Origin of the sequence: Cupriavidus necator (genome assembly GCF_016127575.1) — a bacterium.
In the GTDB taxonomy this organism is placed as follows: Bacteria; Pseudomonadota; Gammaproteobacteria; order Burkholderiales; family Burkholderiaceae; genus Cupriavidus; species Cupriavidus necator_D.
Map to the genome: position 1 here is coordinate 743,659 of NZ_CP066018.1, position 21,509 is coordinate 765,167.

General features: G+C 67.1%; 17 protein-coding genes. 9 read left to right on the plus strand and 8 right to left on the minus strand.

Going from position 1 to position 21,509, the window contains the following annotated elements:
* The first annotated feature begins 6 nt into the window (after window positions 1–6).
* From I6H87_RS03475 to I6H87_RS03495, 5 genes are all read left to right on the plus strand, one after another.
* Complete coding sequence (locus I6H87_RS03475) at window positions 7–1,200, plus strand: CpaE/TadZ family protein (protein WP_010813040.1); 1,194 nt, start codon at window positions 7–9, stop codon at window positions 1,198–1,200.
* Between the two features lie 61 nt (window positions 1,201–1,261).
* Window positions 1,262–2,632 carry a TadA family conjugal transfer-associated ATPase gene (locus I6H87_RS03480; RefSeq protein WP_010813041.1) on the plus strand — a complete coding sequence of 457 codons (1,371 nt, stop codon included), beginning with the start codon at window positions 1,262–1,264 and terminating at the stop codon, window positions 2,630–2,632.
* A 45-nt stretch (window positions 2,633–2,677) separates the two neighbouring features.
* Entirely contained in the window at window positions 2,678–3,655 is a 978-nt protein-coding gene (locus I6H87_RS03485; protein WP_010813042.1) for a type II secretion system F family protein, read from the plus strand.
* 80 nt (window positions 3,656–3,735) lie between these two features.
* Window positions 3,736–4,710 carry a type II secretion system F family protein gene (locus I6H87_RS03490; RefSeq protein WP_010813043.1) on the plus strand — a complete coding sequence of 325 codons (975 nt, stop codon included), beginning with the start codon at window positions 3,736–3,738 and terminating at the stop codon, window positions 4,708–4,710.
* 210 nt (window positions 4,711–4,920) lie between these two features.
* The gene (locus I6H87_RS03495; RefSeq protein ID WP_010813044.1) at window positions 4,921–5,706 is read left to right on the plus strand and encodes a metallophosphoesterase; all 786 of its coding nucleotides are present in this window, start codon (window positions 4,921–4,923) and stop codon (window positions 5,704–5,706) included.
* A gap of 41 nt (window positions 5,707–5,747) precedes the next feature.
* On the opposite strand, the gene I6H87_RS03500 is transcribed toward I6H87_RS03495, so the two are convergent.
* The 3 genes from I6H87_RS03500 to groES all read right to left on the minus strand — a co-directional run bounded on the left by I6H87_RS03500 (window position 5,748) and on the right by groES (window position 9,069).
* The gene (locus I6H87_RS03500; protein WP_011614663.1) at window positions 5,748–6,707 is read right to left on the minus strand and encodes a fimbrial protein; all 960 of its coding nucleotides are present in this window, start codon (window positions 6,705–6,707) and stop codon (window positions 5,748–5,750) included.
* Window positions 6,708–7,088: 381 nt separating this feature from the next.
* The gene (gene groL, locus I6H87_RS03505) at window positions 7,089–8,732 is read right to left on the minus strand and encodes a chaperonin GroEL (protein WP_010813046.1); all 1,644 of its coding nucleotides are present in this window, start codon (window positions 8,730–8,732) and stop codon (window positions 7,089–7,091) included.
* A 46-nt stretch (window positions 8,733–8,778) separates the two neighbouring features.
* Entirely contained in the window at window positions 8,779–9,069 is a 291-nt protein-coding gene (gene groES, locus I6H87_RS03510) for a co-chaperone GroES (RefSeq protein WP_010813047.1), read from the minus strand.
* Window positions 9,070–9,467: 398 nt separating this feature from the next.
* On the opposite strand from groES, the gene I6H87_RS03515 reads away from it, so the two are divergent.
* Window positions 9,468–9,887, plus strand: coding sequence for a hypothetical protein (locus tag I6H87_RS03515; protein ID WP_011614662.1), 420 nt, complete (start codon window positions 9,468–9,470; stop codon window positions 9,885–9,887).
* Window positions 9,888–10,066: 179 nt separating this feature from the next.
* Complete coding sequence (locus I6H87_RS03520) at window positions 10,067–11,608, plus strand: MltF family protein (RefSeq protein WP_041687181.1); 1,542 nt, start codon at window positions 10,067–10,069, stop codon at window positions 11,606–11,608.
* Window positions 11,609–11,627: 19 nt separating this feature from the next.
* Here I6H87_RS03520 and I6H87_RS03525 read toward each other — a convergent pair whose 3' ends face one another.
* The 3 genes from I6H87_RS03525 to I6H87_RS03535 all read right to left on the minus strand — a co-directional run bounded on the left by I6H87_RS03525 (window position 11,628) and on the right by I6H87_RS03535 (window position 14,911).
* Window positions 11,628–11,915, minus strand: coding sequence for a hypothetical protein (locus tag I6H87_RS03525; RefSeq protein WP_037023964.1), 288 nt, complete (start codon window positions 11,913–11,915; stop codon window positions 11,628–11,630).
* 256 nt (window positions 11,916–12,171) lie between these two features.
* Complete coding sequence (locus I6H87_RS03530; RefSeq protein WP_011614660.1) at window positions 12,172–14,430, minus strand: xanthine dehydrogenase family protein molybdopterin-binding subunit; 2,259 nt, start codon at window positions 14,428–14,430, stop codon at window positions 12,172–12,174.
* 16 nt (window positions 14,431–14,446) lie between these two features.
* Window positions 14,447–14,911 carry a (2Fe-2S)-binding protein gene (locus tag I6H87_RS03535; RefSeq protein WP_010813052.1) on the minus strand — a complete coding sequence of 155 codons (465 nt, stop codon included), beginning with the start codon at window positions 14,909–14,911 and terminating at the stop codon, window positions 14,447–14,449.
* A gap of 331 nt (window positions 14,912–15,242) precedes the next feature.
* Between I6H87_RS03535 and I6H87_RS03540 the strand changes: the two genes are divergently transcribed.
* Window positions 15,243–16,331 (plus strand): acyltransferase family protein, encoded by a 1,089-nt coding sequence (locus I6H87_RS03540; protein WP_041687179.1) that lies wholly within the window; start codon window positions 15,243–15,245, stop codon window positions 16,329–16,331.
* Window positions 16,332–16,340: 9 nt separating this feature from the next.
* Here I6H87_RS03540 and I6H87_RS03545 read toward each other — a convergent pair whose 3' ends face one another.
* Together I6H87_RS03545 and I6H87_RS03550 are read right to left on the minus strand one after the other, a co-directional pair.
* Window positions 16,341–17,228, minus strand: a complete 888-nt coding sequence (locus I6H87_RS03545; RefSeq protein WP_010813054.1) for a c-type cytochrome — start codon at window positions 17,226–17,228, stop codon at window positions 16,341–16,343.
* A 99-nt stretch (window positions 17,229–17,327) separates the two neighbouring features.
* Window positions 17,328–17,726 (minus strand): nuclear transport factor 2 family protein, encoded by a 399-nt coding sequence (locus I6H87_RS03550; RefSeq protein WP_011614658.1) that lies wholly within the window; start codon window positions 17,724–17,726, stop codon window positions 17,328–17,330.
* A gap of 341 nt (window positions 17,727–18,067) precedes the next feature.
* On the opposite strand from I6H87_RS03550, the gene I6H87_RS03555 reads away from it, so the two are divergent.
* Window positions 18,068–21,466 carry a diguanylate cyclase gene (locus I6H87_RS03555; RefSeq protein ID WP_011614657.1) on the plus strand — a complete coding sequence of 1,133 codons (3,399 nt, stop codon included), beginning with the start codon at window positions 18,068–18,070 and terminating at the stop codon, window positions 21,464–21,466.
* Window positions 21,467–21,509: the final 43 nt, after the last annotated feature.

The window sequence follows — 21,509 nt, forward strand, 5'->3', positions numbered from 1 at the left end:
CACACCATGCTCAGAATTCTGATCGTTTCCGAAGACGCCGACCGGCTGGCCGAGATCAACCGGCTCAGCACCGTAGTTGGCAACTTCCAGGCCATGACGCTGCAGGAAGGCCTGTCTCGTTTCCCGTTCCATGCCAGCCGGCTGCGCATGGCCGACCTGCTCATCCTGGAACTGCCGGCCATCAATGCCTCGCAGATGCACGCCATCGAGACCCTGCGCCAGCAACACCCTGAACTGCCCTGCATCCTGATCACGCAGGCACCCAGCTCCGAGGTGCTGATCAAGGCCATGCGTGCCGGCATCCGCGATGTGCTGTCGTGGCCGCTGGACAAGGGGCAACTGGCCGAGGCGCTTAAGCGCGTGGAAGTCGGCCACGTGCCGCGTGCGCAAGAAACCGGACAGGTGATTTCGGTAATCTCGTGCAAGGGCGGCGCGGGTACCAGCTTCGTGGCGGCCAATCTGGGCGACGCGCTGGCCCGGCACCTTGACAAGCGCGTGCTGGTGGTGGACCTAAACCGGCACTTCGGCGACCTGACCTATATCGTCAGCGACAAGACCCCGCCCTCCACACTGCCCGATATCTGCAGCCAGATCGACCGTATGGATGCCGCCTTCCTGGAAGCCTGCCTGGTGCATGTGGACAACGGCTTCGACGTGCTGGCGGGTGCGGCCGATCCAATCAAGGCCAGCCAGATCCAGAAGGACAAGCTGGAGTGGATCCTCTCGGTGGTGCAGCCGGCCTATGACTTCGTGATCTTCGACCTGGGCCAGAGCATCGACCCGTTGTCGATCGGCATGCTGGATCACAGCGACCGCATCTGCGTGGTGGCCGAGCCAGCCCTCTCTTTCGGCCGACCGGGCCGTCGCCTGCTCGATATCCTGCGTGCGCTGCACTACCCCACCGACAAGGTCCGCCTGGTGCTGAACCGCACCGGCCGCAAGAACGAGATGCCGCGCGCAACGATGGAGGAGATCTTCGGCATGAAGGCCGCCTTTACCCTGCCCGACGACCCCGCTGCCGTGGATGAGGCCGTCAGCCACGGCGAGCCTGTCGCCAAGCTGAGCCGGCGCAGCGCCATGGCGCGCGCGCTGCAGGCCATGGCCACGCAGCTGTGCGCCACGCCGGAAGCCGAGCGGCGCAGCAGGCCCGAATCGGTATCGCCGCTGCGCAGGCTGATGCTGCGCGCGCGGAGCACCTGAATACCCTGACAACGGCCAGCCTGGGCGGCGGCCAACCGAAGCCGATAACGAGGAGTTCATCATGTCCATTCGCGAGCAGCTGGCCAATGCCGGGCCTGCCTTCACTGCCAACGGCCACGCCGCAATCCAGTTTGCGACGTCGGCAGCCTCCGTGTCGGGCGGCTACCACCAACTCAAGCGCGACGTGCACGAGACCGTGCTGGACCGCGTGGAGCTGGAGCGGCTGGCGCGCTATCCGCAGGAGCAGGTGCGACAGGAGATCGCTGCACTGGTCAACCTGATCATCGACGAACAGAAAGTGCTGCTCAACGAAAACGAGCGGCGCCAACTGACGGTTGAGATCTACGACGAGATGTTCGGCTTCGGCCCGCTCGAGCCCCTGCTTCATGACCCCACCGTGTCGGACATCCTGGTCAACACCGCACGCCAGACCTATGTGGAGCGGCGCGGCAAGCTGGAACTGACCGACGTGGTGTTCTACGACGACGCGCACCTGATGAAGGTGATCGAGAAGATCGTGTCGCGCGTGGGGCGCCGCATCGACGAGACCAGCCCGATGGTCGACGCACGCCTGCCCGACGGCTCGCGCGTCAACGCCATTATCCCGCCCTCTGCCATCGACGGGCCGCTGCTGTCGATCCGCCGCTTTTCCGTGAATCCGCTGCAGGTGTCCGACCTGGTGAACCTGCGCAGCCTGACGCCGCCGATGGCGCAGCTGTTGCAGGCGCTCTCGCAGGCCAAGGTCAACGTGCTGGTGTCGGGCGGCACCGGCAGCGGCAAGACCACGCTGCTGAACATCCTGTCGGGCTTTATCCCGGAAGACGAGCGCGTGGTCACCATCGAGGATGCGGCCGAACTGCAGCTGCGCCAGCCCCATGTGCTGCGGCTGGAAACGCGACCACCCAATATTGAAGGCAAGGGCGAGATCACCCAGCGCGCACTGGTGCGCAACGCACTGCGCATGCGCCCCGACCGCATCATCCTGGGCGAAGTGCGCGGCGGCGAGGCGCTGGACATGCTCAACGCAATGAACACCGGCCACGAGGGCTCGCTCACCACGATCCACGCCAACACCCCGCGCGACGCGCTGACGCGCCTGGAGAACATGGTCAGCATGGCCGGCCTGACCATGCCGGCCAAGGCCATGCGGCAGCAGATCTCCTCGGCCATCACGGTGATCGTGCAGGCGGCGCGCATGACCGACGGCCGGCGCAAGATCATCAGCATCCAGGAGATCACCGGCATGGAGGGTGACATCATCAATATGCAAGAGATCTTCACCTTCCAGCGCACGGGCGTGGACAAGGATGGCACGGTCCGCGGCAATTTCCGGGCGACCGGGGTCTATCCCAAGTTTGCCGAGCGGCTGCGCGTGTTCGGCGTGGGGCTGCCGGATGAGACCTATGACCCGGCCAAGCGCTTCGAAGTCTGATCCGCCTGGCACGATACAACAACAAACAATCCCGGGGAGCTACACATGAGCACGATCTTCTACGCCTTCGGCATCCTGCTGTTCGTGGCCGTGGTGCTCTGCGTCGAGGGCATCTACCTGTGGTGGAGCAACGCCCATGGCCCCGCGGCCAAGCGCATCGAGGCGCGGCTGCGGGCGCTGTCGGCGGGCGGACATGTCAGCGCAGAGCAGTTGTCGATCCTGAAGAAGCGCATGCTGGCAGGCTCGCCGCGCTTGCAGAAGTGGCTCATGAGCGTGCCCCGCGTGGGCGCGCTGGACCGGTGGCTGGAGCAATCCGGCAGCACCTGGTCGGTGGCGCAACTGCTGGGCTACTGCGCGATGGTGGCGCTGTGCACGGTGGCACTGATTCCGCTGTTGCCGATCCCGGTACCGCTGGTGCTCGCCGGCGCGGCGCTGGCCGCCCTGCTGCCAGTGCTGCATGTGATGCGCCAGCGCGCCAAGCGGATCAAGCGGATGGAGGCACAGCTGGCTGATGCCGTCGACATGATCAGCCGTGCCCTGCGCGCCGGGCACTCATTCAGTGGCGCGCTCGGCATGGTCGGGCAGGAAATGAAGGCCCCGATCGGGCCGGAGTTCCGCACCACCTTCGAGGAAATCAATTATGGCGTGGCACTGGACGAGGCCATGACCAACCTTGCCATCCGGGTACCGGTGGGCGACCTGCGCTATTTCGTCATCGCGGTGCTGATCCAGCGTGAAAGCGGCGGAAACCTGGCGGAGATCCTCGACACCATCGGCACGATGGTGCGCGAGCGGCTGAAGCTGTTCGACAAGATCCGTGTGCTGTCGGCGGAAGGCAAGATGTCCGCGTGGGTGCTGGGGCTGTTGCCCTTCGGCACTGCCGGGCTGATTCTGGTGGTGAATCCAGGCTTCATGAAGGTGCTGTGGGAGGACCCGATTGGCTTGCGCATGATCGGCGGCGCGCTGGTATCAATGACCTTCGGTGTGCTGTGGATGCGCAAGATCATCCGTATCCGGGTATGAATGTGCAGCGTGCGGTTCCACAAGTACATGCAGTGCTCGAAGAAGCAGGGCTTGGACAGCTATCCTGACGGGAGTCCATCATGCAAGGCATTATCCAGGGGTTTCAGGCGGACCAGTTTGTCGTGCTCGCGCTGATCTTCGTGGCGGCGTTCGGCACGGTGTTCGGGGTGCTCTACGTGTTCTCGCCCAACCGCTTGCGGGGGCGGGCGGAGCAGATTGCAGGCCAGGCGGGTCAGCTCGGGGCTGATCCTGGCAAGCAGAATCCGCTATACGAAAAGCTGGTGCAATGGGCGCAGCCGGTATCGCGGCTGTCACTGCCCAAGGAGGGGTGGGAGAGCTCGCAGCTGCGCGTGCGCTTCATGAACGCCGGCTGGCGCAATGCCAGTGCCGCACCGCTGTACTTTGCGGCCAAGACCGTTCTGGCCATCGCCCTGCCGATGATCGGGCTGCTGGCAGCCGCCGGCCAGCCCGGCCTGCAGGACCGGAATATCATGTTCGCGTTGCTGGCAGTGCTGGGGGCAATCGGCTACTACCTGCCCAACGTCGTTCTCGCGCGCAAGGTCGCGCAGCGCCAGCGTACGGTGTTTGAAGAGTTTCCGGACGTGATCGACCTGCTGACCGTCTGCGTGGAGGCCGGCCTCGGGCTCGATGCAGCGCTGATGCGCGTGGCCGACGAGCTGGCGCTGCGCTGCCCGGTGCTGGCCGATGAGCTCCAGCTGATGCTGCTGGAGCTGCGCTCGGGCTTCTCGAAGGAAAAGGCGCTGTCTAACCTGTCGCTGCGTACAGGCGTGGAGGACGTGGACAAGTTCGCCTCCATGCTGATCCAGGCCGACCGCTTCGGCACCAGCCTGGGCGAGTCCCTGCGCGTGCTGTCCGACATGCTGCGCACCAAACGCCGCATGCGGGCCGAGGAGCAAGCCGCCAAGATCGCGCTCAAGCTGTTGTTCCCGCTGATCTTCACCATCTTCCCGTCGCTGTTGCTGGTGCTGCTCGGGCCAGCCTTTATCCAGATCTATCGCGTTCTCCTGCCCACCATGGCCGGACAGGGAGGGTAATACTTCCGGGAAACCGTGATCGTTTCCCCCGGCTGTCTCCCGGTGCAATGCCGGCTAGACAGTCACTTGCCCGGACCTGGTTCCGGGCTTTTTTGCTTTTCGTCGGGATTCGCGGGACTTGACCAGACGGGCTGGCTTATTAAGAATGCAGGCAACCACCCGCCGCCGTAGCGGCCCATGCAGCGAGCCCCATGCGCCTCCGGAGTCCCCATGAAGCTACGCATCCTGAGCGACCTCCACATCGAGCACAACATGCCGCAGTCCGTGCCTGCCTGCGATGCCGACGTCGTGGTGCTGGCCGGCGACATCGCCAACGGGCGCGACGGCATCGACTGGGCCGCGCGCACCTTCAGCCAGCCGGTGGTCTATGTGCCCGGCAATCACGAATACTACGAAAGCAACTTCGATACCGTGGATCGCCTGATGGCCGAAGCCACCGAGGCGCACCCGGGCATACAGGTGCTCAATGGCACCGTGGCCGAATTCAATGGCGCGCACGGACGGGTACGCATCATCGGCACTACCTGGTGGACTGACTACACCCTGTTCGGCACTGACCGGCGCGATGACGCGATGCAGGCTTGCGCGGCTGTGATGCTGGATCACCGCCTGATCGAACTCCACGGCGACGACGGCCGTCCGCGGCATTTCACGCCCCAGGACGCGCTGGCGCGCCACCAGGCCGCGTCGGCCTGGCTGGCGGCGCAACTGGCGCAGCCCTACGATGGCAAGACCGTGGTGGTCACGCATCACGGCCCCGACCTGGGCAGCCTGGACCCGCGCTACTCGCACGACCTGGTCTCGGGCGGCTTCCTGTCGCGCCGGCCCGACCTGGTAGCAAAGGCGGACCTGTGGATCCACGGCCATACCCACACCAGCTTCGACTACTGCATCGACGATTCGCGCGTGGTCTGCAACCCCCGCGGCTACGTCAGCCGCCGCACCGGCGAGCTGGAAAACAAGCGCTTCGACTGGTGCTGCGTGGTTGTGGTCTGACGCGCGCCGGAGCCGGCCTCAGCCCTTGCCGCGCGCATCCCTCAGTTGTAGTTGAAATTGACCGTTGCCACGCTGTCGACCGTGCCTGGCGTGACCGGGCCTACCCGGTAGTACCTCACCCCCAACGGAATGGCCATGGTCATTGCCGCGCCGACATTGCCCATGCCGACATCGGCGTTGAGCGGCAGCGGGGTGCCCGCCGGGCCGCCATTCAGCATCTGCAGGCCAACGCCTTGCGCCGAGCCGTTGTTCCGCAGGACGCTGCCCACGGCGGTGGCATCGCCGCTGATGTTCATCGTGACGATCGACTGGGTGACGCAATTCTCGAGAGTGAGCCCGAATCTCGTCGCGCCCGCGGTCGAGCCGATGGTGGGCAGGGACGAGGCGCTGATCTTGGGCAAGGTAATGACCTGGTTCGCCGTGCCGGCGCTGAGGTTGCAGCTTGGCGGAATGAAGCGGAAGGTCACTGGCGAAGTCATTTGCTCGCCGAACTGGGCCGTCCACGGCCCCGGTCCCGAGCCCCCCGTCCAGCTGTCCTGGTAGCCGAAGCGCATCAGGCTGTCACTGAACGTGCCGCTGGTCAGCACCGTGCTGGTCCGCACCAGGTCCAGCCGGAACCGGAAGGTCTGGGTCGAGGTGCCCAGCGGCATCGTGCAAGGCACCCCGCCCGAAGCCGCCCCCATGCAGTTGGCACCGAAGTTGTCGCCGCCGTTGGTGCCGTAGCTGGTCGGTGCAATCAGGTTGCCGTCGGGCATGTACATGCGATAGCCCAGTCCCGGCATGGCGGTGGCAAAGGTCTGCTGCGAGATCGAAGTCGCCACCAGCGGCGTCTGCGGCGTGTAGTTCAGGGCCCAGCCATTGGTAGATGGATGCCGCAGTCCGGTGTCGTCGCACGTCACCGTTACGGTAATGGTGGCGCTGGAGATCACCTGGCCGATGCCGGTGGTCTTGCTGATGCTCACCGTGGCCGGCAGGAACGGCGAGGTCACGGTGGTTCCCATGCAGGCAGCATGCGCCTGGGCGTATGCCAGGCACATGAGTGCCGCACAGGCAAGCACCGAAGGCACGCGCCTGATGCACGCGGTGGCATGAACCAGCCAGCGTCGTGGCGATGTAGTGATTTCGTTTTCCATGGCAGCCATGCTAGGAGGTGGGTTGATCCGGGATTTGCCCGCGGGTTCAATAGGCGGCGATTAGAAATGTAGCCAGCGCCTTCCGCTCCACAAATAGGGCAAGCCTTAGATCAGGGTGAGAGTTTTCTGCGCTCGTGCATGGCAAGGCGCGAGCGTCGCGCTGCCCGGAACGAAAAAACCCCCGCGGGCTCGCACCCGCGGGGGTTCTTCAAGACAGCCTGCCCGTAAGGGCAGTCGGTCGGCGATGAATTACATCATGCCTTCCATGCCGCCCATGCCGCCCATGCCGCCCGGCATTGCCGGAGCCGATTCTTCCTTCGGCGATTCGGCAACTGCGCAGTCGGTGGTCAGCATCAGCGAAGCCACCGAAGCGGCGTTCTGCAGTGCGGTGCGGGTGACCTTGGTCGGGTCCAGCACGCCCATTTCCACCAGGTCGCCGTACTCGCCCGAAGCGGCGTTGTAGCCGTAGTTGCCCTTGCCTTCGATAACCTTGGCAACGACCACCGAAGCTTCTTCACCGGCGTTCAGCACGATCTGGCGCAGCGGCTCTTCCATGGCGCGCAGCACGATCTTGATACCGGCGTTCTGGTCGGCGTTTTCGCCGGTCAGTGCCGAGATCGCAGCGCGGGCACGCAGCAGGGCCACACCACCGCCGGGGACGATGCCTTCTTCCACCGCAGCGCGGGTGGCGTGCAGGGCGTCTTCCACGCGGGCCTTCTTTTCCTTCATTTCGACTTCGGTGGCAGCGCCAACCTTGATCACGGCAACACCGCCGGCCAGCTTGGCCACGCGCTCTTGCAGCTTCTCACGGTCGTAGTCCGAGGTCGCTTCTTCGATCTGGGCGCGGATTTGCTTGACGCGGCCTTCGATCGCAGCTGCGTCGCCGGCGCCGTCGATGATGATGGTGTTTTCCTTGCCGATCTCGATGCGCTTGGCCTGGCCCAGGTCGTTCAGGCCAGCCTTTTCCAGCGTCAGGCCGATTTCTTCAGCGATGACGGTGCCGCCGGTCAGGATGGCGATGTCTTCCAGCATGGCCTTGCGGCGGTCGCCGAAGCCCGGGGCCTTGACGGCGGCGGTCTTCAGGATGCCACGGATGTTGTTGACCACTAGGGTCGCCAGGGCTTCGCCCTCGACGTCTTCAGCGACGATCAGCAGCGGGCGGCCGGCCTTGGCCACTTGCTCCAGCACCGGCAGCAGGTCGCGGATGTTGCTGATCTTCTTGTCGAACAGCAGCACGAACGGGTTGTCCAGCTGGACAACCTGCTTTTCCGGGTTGTTGATGAAGTACGGCGACAGATAGCCGCGGTCGAACTGCATGCCTTCCACGACTTCCAGCTCGTCGGCCAGCGACTTGCCGTCTTCAACCGTGATCACGCCTTCCTTGCCGACCTTGTCCATGGCTTCGGCGATGCGCTCACCGATGGAGGTGTCGCTGTTGGCCGAGATCGCGCCAACCTGGGCGATTTCCTTGCTGGTGGTGGTGGGCTTGCTGACCTTCTTCAGCTCTTCCACGGCGGCGGCAACAGCCTTGTCGATGCCGCGCTTCAGGTCCATCGGGTTCATGCCGGCGGCAACGAACTTCATGCCTTCGCGCACGATCGACTGGGCCAGCACGGTAGCGGTGGTGGTACCGTCACCGGCGTTGTCGCTGGTCTTGGAAGCCACTTCCTTGACCATCTGGGCGCCCATGTTCTGCAGCTTGTCCTTCAGCTCGATTTCCTTGGCCACGGACACGCCGTCCTTGGTCACGGTCGGGCCGCCGAAGCTGCGCTCCAGCACCACGTTGCGGCCCTTCGGGCCCAGGGTCACCTTGACTGCGTTGGCGAGGATGTTCACGCCTTCGACCATCTTGGCACGTGCGGCGTCGCCGAACACTACGTCTTTAGCTGCCATTCTTGAATCTCCTGAAATCTGTACGGGGTGGCGGTCAGTTGGTGAATTACTTGTTCACCACGGCCATGATGTCTTCTTCGCGCATGACCAGCAGTTCCTGGCCTTCCACCTTCACGGCCTGGCCGGCGTACTTGCCGAACAGCACGCGGTCACCGACCTTGACGTCGAGGGCGATGTTGTTGCCCTTGTCATCCTTCTTGCCAGGACCGATTGCCAGCACTTCGCCTTGATCGGGCTTCTCGGCAGCGTTGTCGGGAATCACGATACCGGACGCGGTCTTGGTTTCGTTGTCCAGACGCTTCACGATCACGCGGTCGTGCAAAGGACGCAGATTCATACGGACTCCTAGATACAAAGTGAGTTTTTGATCACAAATCGGCCGGCTACCGAGGCGACGGCCGTCAGAAATGTTCAGGTGTCGCAGGAGGCTGTTAGCACTCACCCCTGACGAGTGCTAATTATAGGGACGGGGTAGGGGCATTTCAAGACGCGGGTGTGATGCGGGTTTTCCCGAGGAGCGGTTGATGCCTTGCGCGGCATGGGCTCCCGGCCGGCAACGACCCGCCTGTAGGAATAATCCCGGCACCCATTCGGGCGTGTGCCTGACAGCGCAACGTGGTGCCGCTACCTAGACTGGGCTTGTCGCCGCGCGCCCGTCTTGGCCGGATGTACGGCGTACGCCGCGCCGAGCGCTTCCGTTGCCGGCGCCTCCGACAGCGACTCTGGAGGTATTCCATGGATACGAAACAGCCTGCTCGCCTTACCCGAATCGCCAGCGTGATTGCCGCAGGCCTGGCTGGCCTCAGCTGCGCTGCGGCCATTGCCCAGACAACCGCCACCCCCGCTACCCCGGCCACGCCGGCAACCCCTGCTGCCCAGGGCATGCCCGCGACCCCGGCGATGCCGGCAACCTCTGCCACGCCGGCAGGCGGCCAGGGCGTGCCGCCCGGCATGACCCAGATCGAGCCGCCGAAGGACCCGCTGGTGGAACGCCGCGAGGCGCGCCAGAAGGCCGCCGCCGAGTACAAGGCCAAGAAGAAGGCGGCCAAGGGTGAGTACAAGGAAGAAGTCGGCGCTGCCAAGCAGGAGCGCAAAGTAGAGAACAAGGCAGCCGATGCAACGGCCAAGCAGGAAATGGCCGCACCAAAGCAATAGCGCCAGCCTTTGCGAGACGGGTGGCCGGGATCAGCCGGCCACCTTCTTCTTGCCAGACATACCCCTCCCGTTTGCCCTTCGGCAGCATCCGGACCCTGGCGGCTTGCAAGAGGCAGGATCGCGCCTAGACTCGATACGAGCGAGTCGTGCGCCTTTCTGCCCGGCTTGCCATCTGCGCCATGTCCGCTGCCCACCCACGCCACTGGTTCGCAGGCCTTCTCCTGTCCGGCCTGGTGGGCGCACTCAGCCTGTGCAGCACGTTTGCCGTAGCGCAGCAGAAGCCGGCGCCGGCGTCCGCGCCCGTTGCGGCCCCCGCGGCGAAAGCCGCAACCGGCAAGGCAGATGTCGCCAGGCCGCGCGGCCTCAACCTGGCCAACAAGCCGCGCATGGGCGACTTCGATGTGATGGTCAACAGTCGCGTCATCCGCGTGCTGGTGCCTTACAGCCGCACCCTCTACTTCAGCGACAAAGGCCACGAGCGCGGAATTACCGCAGAACTGGTGCGGGAATTCGAGCGCTACCTGAACAAGACCTACGCCAGTCGACTGGGCAAGCGCCCGCTCACCATCATCATCATCCCCACCACGCGCGACCGGCTGCTGCCCGACCTGGCGGCGGGCCTGGGCGATATCGCCGCCGGCAACCTGACCGAGACCGAGGCCCGGCTGAAGATGGTCGACTTTGCCGCGCCGCGCGACCGCAAGCCAGTGCGCGAGCTGATCGTGACCGGCCCCAAGTCGCCGGCGCTGAAGAGCCTGGACGACCTGGCGGGCAAGACCGTCCACGTGCGCCGCGCGAGCAGCTACTACGACAGCCTGACTGCACTGAACAACCGCCTGCGCCAGTCCGGCAAGGCGCCGATGAAGCTGGTGCTGCTGCCCGATGCCCTTGAAGACGAGGACGTGCTCGAGATGCTGAACGCGGGCCTGCTGGAGATCGTCGTGGTCGACGACTGGAAGGCCGCAATGTGGGCGCAGATCCTGCCTGACATCAAGGTGCGCCAGGACCTGGCGGTGCGTGAAGGCGGCTATGTCGGCTGGGCCTTCCGCAAGGACAGCCCGCAGTTGCGGCAGGTCATTGACGATTTCTATGTCAATTACGTCAAGAAGCAGGGCATGGCGGAATACCTGATCAAGCAATCCATGCGCCGGGTCAAGCAGATCAAGAACAACACCGAGGACGCCGAATACAAGCGCTTCCAGCAGACCGTTGCCTTCTTCGAGAAGTATGGCAAGGACCATGGCTTCGACCCGCTGATGCTGGCGGCACAGGGCTTCCAGGAGTCACAGCTCAACCAGCAGGCGCGCAGCCGCGTGGGCGCCGTCGGCATCATGCAGATCATGCCCGCCACCGGCAAGGAACTGAACGTGGGCAATATCCAGATGGTCGAGTCCAACATCCACGCCGGCGCCAAGTACATGGACCGGCTGATGACGAAGTACTTCCCCGACGCGCATTTCTCGGAATCCAACCGGCCGCTGTTCGCCTTTGCCAGTTACAACGCCGGGCCCGGCAATATCGCCAAGATGCGCAAGGAGGCTGCGGCGCGCGGGCTGGATCCCGACAAGTGGTTCAACAATGTCGAGATCGTGGTGGCGGAGAAGATCGGCATCGAAACCACCACCTATGTGCGCAATATCTACAAGTACTACGCGGCCTACCGGCTCACGCAGGACCGGGAGGCCGCGCGTGAGCGGGCACTGAAGGAAGTCCGGAAGTAGCCCGGCCACGCCGCAAGGATCAGTCGGCCAGTCCGCTGGCGTCGATATAGCCCAGTGCCTCGGTCACGGCGCGGCGCGCCTTGAGCACGTAGCAAACGCGGCGCTCCTGGATCGACAGCGCCAGCACATCGGCCTGCACCAGTTCCAGGAACACGTGGCCGGCGCGCGCCAGGCTCAGCCGTGCGACCTGCGCCAGGTCGGTGGCCGGCAGGCCCGCCTCGCCGGCCTCCAGCAGCGCCCGGCAGATCCGGATCCGCGCGGGCTCGGTCATCAGCGCAAGGGTCAGCGTACTTTCCTGGGTCTCCATGATCACACCTCGGTCTCCGGGCACGCCCCCGGTCCGCGAAACGCGGCGGCAGGGCGGTGCTGGCGTATTTTTTTCCGCGCTGTTCCTTGCGCGCAGTTTTTCCCGTTCTACGCGGCTCGCCGCGCAAACGCAATAGGGTGGAGCCACGGCCCGGCAAAGACTGGTGCGATTACAACAAATAGCGCGTGCCAGCCGCATTCGGGGGATGCGCGATGCGGCTGCACCTCCCCTTCGGCGGCCGGCTGCGGTCAGACCATCAAGCCATCACAAACGGCAATTGCCGCTGGCGCTTGCCCGTCAGCGTGAACAGCGCGTTCGCCACTGCCGGCGCGATCGGCGGCACGCCCGGCTCGCCCAGGCCGGTGGGGTTCTCCTGCGAGGGCACGAAGAACACGTCCACCACCGGCGCATCGGTGATGCGCGGCGGCGGATAGTCCGGGAAGTTGCTGTTCTTCACGGCGCCGTTCTCGATCTCGATGGCAAACCCCGGCTTGGTCATGGCCAGCCCAAAGATGCAGGCACCCTGGATCTGGGCCTCGGCGGACATCGGGTTGACCACGCGGTTGGCATGCACGCCGGCGGTGACGCGGTGCACGCGCGGCTCGCCCTTCACCACCGAGACGTCGACCACGTAGGCCACCACGGTGTTGAACGACTCGTGCACGGCCACGCCCCAGGCATGGCCCTTGGACAGCTTGCGCTTGCCATAGCCGGACTTGTCCACCGCCAGCTGCAGCGCGGCGCGGTGGCGCGCGTGCTTCTTCTCGTCGAGCCGGGCCAGGCGGAATGCCACGGGGTCCTGCTTCGAGGCTGCGGCCATTTCATCGGCCAGCGTTTCCTTGACGAAGGCGGTATGCGTATTGCCCACCGAGCGCCACCACAGCACCGGCACGTCCACCTGCGGATGGTGCACCGACATCTGCAGCGGCAGGTCATAGTCATTCTCGACGATGCCTTCGGTCATGGTGGCGTCGACGCCGTTCTTGACCATGAAGGGCTCGAACGGCGTGCCCTTCAGGATCGACTGACCGACGATGGTGTGCTGCCAGCCCACCACCTTGCCCTGCGCATCCAGCCCGATGCGGGCGCGGTGCAGGTGCAGCGGTCGGTAGTAGCCGCCGCGGATATCGTCCTCGCGGCTCCACACCACCTTGAGCGGCTCGGTGTGGCCGGCGGCTACCCAGGCCTTGAGCACGTTGGCCGCTTCCACGATGTAGTCCGAGGTCGGCACCGCGCGCCGGCCGAAGCCGCCGCCGGCCATCATGGTGTTGAGCACCACCTTGTCCGGCGCCAGCCCCAGCGTGCGCGCCACCGCGGCCTGGTCGACGGTCTGGAACTGCGAGCCCACCCAGACCTTGACCGACTGCACCTTGCCGCCGGCCACTTCCGGCTGCAGCGTGCAGTTCAGCGGCTCCATCGGCGCGTGCGCCAGGTACGGGAAGCGGAAGTCGGCCTCGATCTTGCGCGCGGCACCGTTGATGGCCGAGCCGATATCCCCGCTCCCCGCGCGCGCCACCGTGCCGGGCTGGCCGGCCAGCCTTGCGTATTCGTCGAAGAGCGCCTGCGACGACACCTTCGAGCCCGCGTCTTCCCACTGGATCTCGAGCGCATCGCGGCCCATCTTGGCCGGCCAGTAGCCGCTGGCAATCACCGCCACGCCACTGCCGCCGCGGTCGACCGGCACCTGCAGCACGCCGCGCACGCCCTGCACCGCGCGCGCCTTGTCGGCGCTGAAGCTCTTGACCTTGCCGCCAAAGCGCGGCGGGCGCGCTACCACGGCCACCACCATGCCCTTCAGGTGCGTGTCGATGCCGAACGGCGTGGTCGCGTCCATCTTGCCGCGCGCATCCAGCCGCGGCGTGGGCTTGCCGACGATACGGAACTGCGACGGGTCTTTCAGCGTAACCCGCTGCGGCACGGGCAGCTCCATCGCCGCCGGCGCCAGTTCGCCGAAGGTGGCCCGGTGGCTGCCGGACGTGACCACGCCCTGCTCCACCTTGCAGCTGGCCGGATCGACCTTCCATTGCTGCGCGGCAGCCGCCACCAGCATGGCGCGGGCGCGCGCGCCCAGTTCGCGGTACTGCTGGAACGAGTGGTTCAGCGCGGTGGAGCCGCCGGTCATCTGCATGCCGAAGCCAGGGTCCTTGTACGGATCGCCGGCCGGCGCCAGCGTGGCGCGCACGTTGCGCCAGTCGGCGTCCAGCTCTTCGGCCAGCGCCATCGGCAACGCGGTGTGCACGCCCTGGCCGAATTCGAGCCGGTTCACGGCCACAGTCACGGTGTTGTCCGGCGCGATGATCAGGAATGCCTGCGGCGCCGGCGGCGGCGCCTTGGGCTTGGCGCCCTCCTGTGCCTGCACCAGCGGGGCCACGCCCAGCGCCAGGCCGCCGCCGGCGAGGCCGGTCAGCTTCAGGAAACTGCGGCGGTCCAGCGTGGCCACGCCGGTGTTCGGACGCGCTTCGCCGCTATTGCCGGCCTGGCCGCCTGCCAGGGCTTCGATGCCTCGGATACGCATATTGGTTTCCTCCCGCTCAGGCCAGCGCACGGGCGGCGTCTTTGATCGCCGCGCGGATGCGCTGGTACGTGCCGCAGCGGCACAGGTTGCCGGCCATGGCCTGGTCGATGTCGGCGTCGGTGGGCCGCGGCTTGGTGCGCAGCAGGCCGATGGCGCTCATCACCTGGCCGTTCTGGCAGTAGCCGCATTGCGCCACGTCGTGCTTGAGCCAGGCGTCCATCACGGCGCGCCCGACCTTGTCAGTGCCGATGCCTTCGATGGTGGTGATGCGCGCGCCGGCAGCCGCGGATACCGGCGTCACGCAGCTGCGCGTAGCCTGGCCGTTGACGTGCACGGTGCAGGCACCGCATGCGGCCATGCCGCAGCCGAACTTGGTGCCGGTCATTTCAAGGTTGTCACGCAGCGCCCACAGCAGCGGCGTGGACGGGTCCACGTCGACTTCACGGGTCTTGCCGTTGACGTTGATATTGAGGGTGGTCATGGGGGGACACTCCTTGGGTACGTTGCCCGCTGGTTCTTTCCAGTGCCCCCGCCGGGCGCAATCGTGCGGCGCGCGGGCACTGCCCATGCGCCGCAGCCTGGCGCAAAGGACAAATGAGGATAGTGCAATTTCGGTCACCTTGCCGGACACCATGCGCACTACCCTGCCCCCGAAGCCGTTTTGCACGAACTTTGGGCATGTGGCGGCTGTCCCTCATGAATCCCTTCGCTTTCCGATTTCTGCCGCCGCAACAGTGCCATCGACTGTTCCAGAACACACTTATTCCGGCGCCTCCGCGGCACCGGTCCCGCACGCCACCGCTGCCACGCGCGTGCCGGCGGCCCAGTCCCCGTCAGTGGCGCGGCTCGACAGCATCCAGGCCCTGCGCGGGCTGGCCGCCGCGTTCGTGGTGGTCTACCACTCCGGCCTGGCGCTGGGCGGCGCCGATGCGCCGGCGCTCAACTGGCTGACCGACAACGTGATCAAGCGCGGCCATGTCGGCGTGGACGTCTTCTTTGTCATCAGCGGCTTCATCATCGCCTGGGTCGCGGTGCTGGCGCGGCCCCAGCCCGAGCGCCCGCTCAGCTTCATGATCCGGCGCTGCTGCCGGCTGGCGCCGCCGTACTGGACCATGTCGGCCATCCATGCGCTGCTGCTCAATCCGGTCACGCCGGCGGTGTTCGCGGCGTCGCTGGCCTTCCTGCCGACTGCCACCGGCCACGCGCCGTACTATGGCTACCCGGCGCTGTACGTGGGCTGGTCGCTCAACTATGAGCTGGCGTTCTATGCCGCCTTCGCGCTCGGCCTGCTGCTGGCCGGGCGGCGCGCGCTGCTGGTGGTGCTGGGGGTCTTCGCGTTGGCCACGCTGGTGCTGCCGTGGTGGCGCTTCGGCGCGCTGGCGGCAGATCCGACGCAGGGCTACCCGTTCGCCACGCCGTGGCTGGCCATGGCCAGCAATCCGCTGGTGCTGGAATTCCTGCTGGGCTGCGGACTGGCGTGGGCCTACGCGCGCTGGCGCCACCTGCTGACGCCGGCCATCGCGGTGGGCATGCTGGCAACCGGTTGCGCGGCGTTCGCGCTGTCGCTGCCGCTGGTCGGGCCCGACTTCAGCCTGGCCGGACGCGGGCTGCCCGCGGCGGCGCTACTGGCCGGCGCCGTGGCGGCCGAGCACGCCGGCGTGCTGCGCGTGCCGCGCGTACTGGTCTGGCTGGGCGAACTGTCGTATGCGCTGTACCTGACGCACCCCACCGTGATCGAGGGCGTCAAGCGCCTGATGCCCGAACTGGCGCCCGGCCAGACCGCGCTGCAACTGCTGCGCTTTGCCATCGATGCCGGCCTGGCGCTGGCGCTGGCGCTACTGCTGCACCGCTGGGTGGAGCTGCCCGGCATCGCCGCCGGCCGGCGGCTGGCGCGGCGCTGACGCGCGCGCTCAGCGCTGCGGCATGCCGGCCAGGAACAGATAGAGCGCGGTCAGGTCGGTATCGTTCATGCGTCCGAACGAATCGAACGGCATCACGCGGCTTACTTCGGTGCCATCTGGGCGCTTGCCGCTGCGCATCATCGCGATAAAGGCCGAAGCCTGGCCGTAGCGCGACATGGCGCCGCCCGGCACGGGGCGCAGGTCCGCCGCGGGCGGCCAGTCGGGCGGCGCGCCCGGGATCTTGCCGCCGCGGAAGTCCGGCCCGTGACATCCCAGGCACGCATTGGCGACGTAGCCGCCGTACCTGGCCGTGGGCGCCGGCACCATTGCAGGCTGCACCGGCAAGCTGTGGTCGATCTTGGCGGCCGCGTCCTGCACGATGCCCACGCCGTACAGCGCCCGCACCAGCCATGGCATGCGGATTTCCGCGGGCGCCCCCATCGCCGGCGGCAGGCTGCGCAGGTAGCCCACCAGCGCGCCCAGGTCCTCGTCGCTCAGGCGGTTGTAGTCCTCGCTGGGCATGATCAGCAGCGGCCGGTGCGAGGGCGCCACGCCATGGCGGATGCTCCGTACCCAGTCAACCGGCTGGTAGGCGGCAATGTCCGGATTGGCGCGCGTCAGGTCCGGCGCGCGCACGCGCAGGCCGCCGGGGTCGTCGATCACCTGCTTGCCGCCGCCGCCGGCACCGTGGCATTCCATGCAGCCGCGCGATTCAAACAAGTACTTGCCGAGCGCGATGCCGGCGGCATCTTCACGGATGGCGATGGGTGAAACCTTGACCTCGACAATGCGCGACGCCTTGCGCTCGCCGACCCATACCGCGGCATAGGCCCCCACGGCCACGGCGACAGCCGTGCCGGCCAGCCCCCATGCCGCCACCCGCAGAAATCGCGCCATTTGCCTTCCCCTGTCTGCCGCACTGGATGCAGCAGCTTGCCGCCAGTGGGCGGGGGGCTGTCGGTGGGGCAGGCCACATAGCGGCGGCGCGCGCCTCGGTCAGGCCAGCCCGGCCGGGGCCCGGTCGATGAAGCCGGTCATGCGCGCCAGCCGGCCATCGGCGGAAATCGTGGCGAAGTCGGTGCCGACCACCAGCGCCGGCTCTCCCGCCGGGGCCAGTTCCCACGTAAAGCGCAGGTGCTCGCCGTGCGCATCGACCGGGCTCACGCGGGTAAAGCGAAACCCGGGGAACTTCGTCTGCACCGCGACGATCATCGCGTCGATGCCAGCATGGCCGTCCCCGCGCATCAGCGGATCGACATAGCTTGCCGATTCCGTCCACGCCAGCGCGATCAGCTCGCGCCGGCGCGCGGCATCGGTCTCGTTCCAGGCGGCGAGGTAGCGGTCGGCAAGGGTGGTGGGATCGGCAGTGACTTGGGCTTGGATGGCGGCAGACATGGCGTACTCCTGGTCTTGGTTGGGAATCCGTATAGCGGCCTCAGGTCAGGCCATGGCTGCATGATGGGCGCGGCGGGGCCGTGGCGCGATTACCCGTGAGGTTATGAACTGGCTTACCCGCATGCCTGACGGTCCCTACCAAAAAATCGCCCCCAGCACCAGTGCCAAGATAGCCCCCAACCTGCCCCCTGTCCTGCCAATGGCCGCGTCCTTATCCTCGCTACATTGCCCCTACGCTGGGCGGCATTCCGTCCCCGCATCCGGGGCCGTGCCGCCCGGGCGCGCCGGGCAAGCCGCCTCCTCCCACCCAGACGCACCGCCTTTTTGCATCGTTCTCGTCCATGACGCCCCACACGGCCCCGCCGAGCCACCAGGCCGCCAACGACCATCCTGCCCCGCAGCGCCGCTGGCTGCCCTTGCTGCTGGCCGGCGCCGGCTATTTCGTGCTGGCGGCGGCTGCGCTGTGGCTGGCGCGGCTGCCCGGTACCGTGGCGGCGGTGTGGCTGCCCAACGCCTTCGGGCTGGGCCTGCTGCTGCACCGGCCGCGCGCGGAGGGACCGTGGCTGCTGGCCGGCATGCTGGGCGCCAGCGTGCTGGCCAACCATGCGGCCGGCGACAGCGTCGCCACCGCGCTGATGCTGACCGGCGCCAACCTGGCCGAGATGCTGTTCGCGCTCGGGCTGCTGCGCCTGCTGGACCGGCATGCCGTCCTGGGGCGCCACGGTCCGCTGGCCGCCTTCGCGGTGATGCTGGCGGTGGGCGGCATCCTGGCGCCGGCACTGGGGGCCACCGCCGGCGCCATGGCCATCGCCGCGACCCATGGCACCAGCTTCGCCTCGGTCTGGTGGACGTGGTGGCAGGCCGACGCGCTCGGCATGGCGCTGTTGCTGCCGATGATGTTGTCGATGACGGAGGTGCGCGTGCGCGCCGCCGTCGCGCGGCCGGTGCTGGCGCCGCAGGCGGGCGCGCTGGCGCTGTGCCTGGCCATCGGCGCCTTTGCGCAGTGGCAGAGCCATGACCCGTTTGCCGCGATGTCGCTGCCGCTGGTGCTGGTGGCGCTGGCCGGCAATCCGTTTGCGACCGCGCTGCTGACGCTGGTGGCCACACTCTGCCTGCAGGCGCTGATGCTGCTCGCGCACCGCCATGAAGCAGTGCCGCTGTCGGCGGCGGTGATCATGGTGTTCCCGGTCTGCATCGCCTACCTGACCGAGCAGAACCGGCACGGCCGCGCCAGCCTGCGCAGCAGCGACAAGCGCTTTCGCCAGGCCATGGAGCATTCAGCCATCGGCATGGCGCTGGTCGGCATGGACGGCCGCTGCCAGACGGTGAACCGCGCCATGACCGAGCTGCTGGGCTACAGCGCGGCCGAGCTGCACGAGCTGAGCTACCAGCAGCTGACCCACCCCGACGACCTGACCGGCGACCTGCGCCAGGTCGACAACCTGCTGTCCGGCAAGATCGAGTCCTACCGCCTGGAAAAGCGCTACCGCCATAAGGACGGCCATTACCGCTGGGTTCTGCTGGCGGTGTCGCTGGTGCGCGACGAACAGACCGGCGAGCCGCAGCACTTCATCACCCAGGTGGAAGACATCCACGCGCGCAAGCTGGCGCAGCAAGAGCTGGAACGGCTGTCACGCCGCATCCAGCTGGCGGCTGAAGCCGGCGGCGTGGGCATCTGGGAGTGGGACTTCACCAGCGCCGGCGTCACCTGGGATGCGCGCATGCATGCGCTGCACGGCACCGACCCCGCGGGCGGCACGCCAGTGGTGGAGCAATGGATCGCGATGCTGCATCCGGACGACGTCAGCCGCGTCAGCGGCGAGATGCGCCAAGCCATCCGTGGCGAGGCGCCGTTCGATACCGAATACCGCATCGCACGCCCCGGCGGCGACGTGCGCCACGTGCGCGCGATGGCCATGGTCACGCGCACCGACGATGGCACCGCGCAGGCCCTGGTCGGCACCAACTGGGACATCACCGAGCAGCGGCGCCTGACCGAGGCGCTGTTCGAAGAGAAGGAACGCCTGCACATCACGCTGCGCTCGATCGGCGATGCGGTGATCTGCACCGATGCGGCCATGCACGTGACCTTCATGAACCCGATCGCCGAACAGCTGACCGGCTGGACCATGGCCAGCGCCACCGGCCTGCCGCTGGAGCAGGTCTTCCGCATCGTCGACGAAGCCACCGGCGACCCCATCCCCAGCCCGGTCGAAGCCTGCCTGCGCACGCTCGCGCCGGCTTACCTGCAGGACGGCGCCGTGCTGCAGAGCCTGACCGGCGAGCGCCACGACGTGCAGGACTCGGCCGCTCCCGTGCTGACCGCGCGCGGCGAGGTGCTGGGCGCGGTGCTGGTGTTCCAGGACATCACCACCGCGCGCGCGCTGCAGCGCGAGCTGGCGCGTTCGGCCATGCACGATGCGCTCACTGGCCTGCCCAACCGCACCTGGTTCGAGAAGCGCCTGCGCGAAGCCTGCGACGCGGCGCGGCTGCACGGCCACCGCGCCGCGCTGTGCTTCATCGACCTGGACCGCTTCAAGATCGTCAACGACACCGCCGGCCACGGCGCCGGCGACGTGCTGCTGCGCGAACTGGGCTACATGATCCGCAACCACGTGCGTCCCGACGACGTGCTGGCGCGCCTGGGCGGCGACGAGTTCGCGCTGCTGCTCAAGGACTGCACCGTCGACCAGGCCGAACAGGTCTGCCAGGGCGTGATCGACGCCATCCGCGGCCGCCGCTTCCCGTGGGAAGGACGCGTGTACGACATGGGCGCCAGCATCGGCATCGCCGCGATCGACCTGGACGTGCCCCCGGTCAGCGAACTGATGAGCCGCGCCGACGTGGCCTGCTACGCCGCCAAGGCCGCCGGCCGCAGCCGCGTCTCGGTCTACCGCCGCGACGAGAGCGATGCGCGCCGCCACCACCGCGAGCTGGAAGTCGCCGCCGGCATCCATTCGGCGCTGGAAGCGAACCGCTTCCGCCTGTTCGCGCAGGAGATCCGCGCACTGCAGCCGGAGGAGAACGAAGACGGCGCCGAACACTGCCATATCGAGATCCTGGTGCGCATGGTCGACGAGCACGGCGATCTGATCATGCCCGGTGCCTTCATTCCCGCCGCCGAGCGCTACGACCTGATGGGCCACGTCGACCGCTGGGTCATCCGCAACGTGCTGCGCGGCTACGGCGAACGCCTGGGCGCCGTGCCCGGGCTGTCGGTATCGATCAACCTGTCCGCCAACTCGCTCGGCGAGCCCTTCCTGCTGCCCTTCCTGCATGCAGAGCTGGAGGCCAGTGCGCTGCCCGCCAGCCGCATCCGGCTGGAGATCACGGAAACCGCGCTGATCAACAATATGGCCGCGGCCAACCGGCTGGTGACGGAGATGCGGCGCGCCGGCTGCACCGTGTCGCTGGACGACTTCGGCTCGGGCCTGTCGTCGTTTGCCTACCTGAAGCAGTTCCCGGTGGACTTCCTGAAGATCGACGGCAGCTTCATCCGGCAACTGGCCGACAACGCGGTCGACCGCGAGATCGTCAGCTCGATCAACGACATCGGGCACCGGCTGGGGGTGCGCACGGTGGCGGAGTGGGTGGAGGATGAACGCACCCTCGATGCGCTGCGCGCGATCGGGGTGGACTATGCGCAGGGGTATGTGATCGGGCGTCCGGTGGCGCTGGATGTGTTCCTTGCCGGATGCCGGCAGCGTGACGCGCAGGCCTCCCAGGCCGCCGGGTCGTGATTAGATCCGGCGCCAGTCACGAGGCCAGATGTCCGCCCTCCCC

Excerpts from the sequence above, each read along its gene's own strand:
- I6H87_RS03485 (WP_010813042.1), top strand. The coding sequence starts at position 2,678 with ATGAGCACGATCTTCTACGCCTTCGGCATCCTGCTGTTCGTGGCCGTG.
- I6H87_RS03475 (WP_010813040.1), top strand. The coding sequence starts at position 7 with ATGCTCAGAATTCTGATCGTTTCCGAAGACGCCGACCGGCTGGCCGAG.
- I6H87_RS03490 (WP_010813043.1), top strand. The coding sequence starts at position 3,736 with ATGCAAGGCATTATCCAGGGGTTTCAGGCGGACCAGTTTGTCGTGCTC.
- I6H87_RS03500 (WP_011614663.1), bottom strand. The coding sequence starts at position 6,707 with ATGGGAACCACCGTGACCTCGCCGTTCCTGCCGGCCACGGTGAGCATC.
- I6H87_RS03495 (WP_010813044.1), top strand. The coding sequence starts at position 4,921 with ATGAAGCTACGCATCCTGAGCGACCTCCACATCGAGCACAACATGCCG.
- I6H87_RS03555 (WP_011614657.1), top strand. The coding sequence starts at position 18,068 with ATGACGCCCCACACGGCCCCGCCGAGCCACCAGGCCGCCAACGACCAT.
- I6H87_RS03535 (WP_010813052.1), bottom strand. The coding sequence starts at position 14,911 with ATGACCACCCTCAATATCAACGTCAACGGCAAGACCCGTGAAGTCGAC.
- I6H87_RS03545 (WP_010813054.1), bottom strand. The coding sequence starts at position 17,228 with ATGGCGCGATTTCTGCGGGTGGCGGCATGGGGGCTGGCCGGCACGGCT.
- I6H87_RS03520 (WP_041687181.1), top strand. The coding sequence starts at position 10,067 with ATGTCCGCTGCCCACCCACGCCACTGGTTCGCAGGCCTTCTCCTGTCC.
- I6H87_RS03550 (WP_011614658.1), bottom strand. The coding sequence starts at position 17,726 with ATGTCTGCCGCCATCCAAGCCCAAGTCACTGCCGATCCCACCACCCTT.
- I6H87_RS03515 (WP_011614662.1), top strand. The coding sequence starts at position 9,468 with ATGGATACGAAACAGCCTGCTCGCCTTACCCGAATCGCCAGCGTGATT.
- I6H87_RS03530 (WP_011614660.1), bottom strand. The coding sequence starts at position 14,430 with ATGCGTATCCGAGGCATCGAAGCCCTGGCAGGCGGCCAGGCCGGCAAT.
- I6H87_RS03525 (WP_037023964.1), bottom strand. The coding sequence starts at position 11,915 with ATGGAGACCCAGGAAAGTACGCTGACCCTTGCGCTGATGACCGAGCCC.
- I6H87_RS03480 (WP_010813041.1), top strand. The coding sequence starts at position 1,262 with ATGTCCATTCGCGAGCAGCTGGCCAATGCCGGGCCTGCCTTCACTGCC.
- groES (WP_010813047.1), bottom strand. The coding sequence starts at position 9,069 with ATGAATCTGCGTCCTTTGCACGACCGCGTGATCGTGAAGCGTCTGGAC.
- groL (WP_010813046.1), bottom strand. The coding sequence starts at position 8,732 with ATGGCAGCTAAAGACGTAGTGTTCGGCGACGCCGCACGTGCCAAGATG.